At 65.9% G+C, this 687-nt stretch carries 1 protein-coding gene; it reads right to left on the reverse strand.

Annotated features, from left to right (window positions below; translation table 11 throughout):
- Positions 1-596 (reverse strand): HD domain-containing protein (locus CRD60_RS08250; protein ID WP_113860792.1); only part of this gene is annotated, 596 nt, incomplete at its 3' end.
- Between the last annotated feature and the right edge of the window lie 91 nt (positions 597-687).

A 687-nucleotide genomic window follows, 5' to 3' on the forward strand; every position in this document is an offset into this window, starting at 1 on the left:
GAGACGAAGATGGGCGGCTGGTGCTTGGAATGGTAGTTGTCCGCATACATGACCAGCTCCTGCTCCAGGCTCTGAGGCACGTAGTCATCCACCGGCAGGTTCAGATGTTCGGCCACCACTTGCTGACGCGTGAGCCCTACTCCCGTATGGTTGCGGGCGAATTGGGCAATCGGCTCGTCCACACCCTCGGCCTTGAGCAGCTCGTAGCCGGCGATGCCGTGACGGATGTATCGGTCGTCGAAGGCCAGGGGCCGCCCTTCCGCCCCATCGGAGGCCAGGATCCGGTACGTACCGATGTCGTGCAGGAGTCCGCCCAGGTAGACCAGGTCCACGTCCAGCTCGCGCTGGGGCACGGCCGAGTCCATCGAATCCCCGCTTTGCCAACTGGATGCGCCGCTGCCCTGTCCGCCGTCGGCCCCATCGCGTTCGGCCGCGCCCCGCACCTGAGCCGCCCGGTAGCGCGCGTGGGCCCGCCGGGCCAGCTCCCTGCCGATCGTCGCGATGATCACGCAGTGCGTATGGATCAGCTCATACGCCGCCGTCGAAGGCGCATATTGCCTGTGCAGTTCATGGGCCTGCTCAACCGTAGGAATCATGCCTCCATCCTAGGAGCCACCGCACCCACCGGCCCAGCCGCCAGCGCCCGACTTCCCGAACCGCGCCATGAGTTTCAGGAGCCAATTCCAG

Origin of the sequence: Bifidobacterium aemilianum (assembly GCF_003315635.1) — a bacterium.
Lineage (GTDB): Bacteria > Actinomycetota > Actinomycetes > Actinomycetales > Bifidobacteriaceae > Bifidobacterium > Bifidobacterium aemilianum.